Source organism: Mesorhizobium sp. M4A.F.Ca.ET.090.04.2.1 (assembly GCF_003999085.1).
Classification (GTDB): Bacteria; Pseudomonadota; Alphaproteobacteria; order Rhizobiales; family Rhizobiaceae; genus Mesorhizobium.
Map to the genome: position 1 here is coordinate 1 of NZ_RZOT01000968.1, position 764 is coordinate 764.

General features: G+C 66.9%; 1 protein-coding gene. It reads left to right on the forward strand.

Annotation, left to right across the window (positions count from 1 at the left end):
• The coding region (locus EN781_RS33540) for a YcjX family protein (protein WP_189347992.1) at window positions 1-682 on the forward strand (682 nt) is incomplete at its 5' end.
• Between the last annotated feature and the right edge of the window lie 82 nt (window positions 683-764).

Here is a 764-nt window from a genome sequence, read left to right on the forward strand (position 1 = left end):
CTACAAGACGCATGTGGTGAAACCGTTCTTCCGCGAGCACATCACGCGGCTCGACCGCCAGATCGTGCTGATCGACGCCATGCAGGCGCTGAACGCCGGCCCGGCCGCCATGGCCGACCTGGAGCGTGCCGTCACCGAAATCCTCGCCTGCTTCCGCCCCGGCCGCGGTAATTTCCTCACCGACCTGTTTTCACGGCGCATCGACCGCATCCTGGTGGCGGCAACCAAGGCCGATCACCTGCATCATGTAAGCCATGACCGGCTGCAGGCGATCGTGCGCCGGCTTGCCGACCGCGCGGTGGCGCGGGCGAACTTCACCGGCGCCGATGTTGACGTGGTCGCCATGGCGGCGGTGCGCGCCACCCGCGAGGGCACTGTCAAGCAGGGCCGCGAGACCTTGCCCGTCATCATCGGCATGCCGCTGAAAGGCGAGAAGATCGACGGCGAGACATTCGACGGAAAGACCGAAACAGCCATATTTCCCGGTGATTTGCCGGAGAAAGTCGATGCAGTGTTTCGAGCCTCCGAAACGCAGCCGCCGGACGGCGGCGAGCCGGCGATCCGCTTCGTGCGTTTTCGCCCGCCGAAGCTCGAACGCACGGCCGAGGGCGTGACGCTGTCGCTGCCGCATATAAGGCTCGACCGCGCGCTGCAGTTCCTGATCGGAGATCACCTCGCATGAGCGCGCCCCGCAGACCCGCTGCCTTCCGCATCGAGCCGGAAGCGAGCCAGGAGGCGCCGAAGCGCCACGCCGAGGCGGAGCC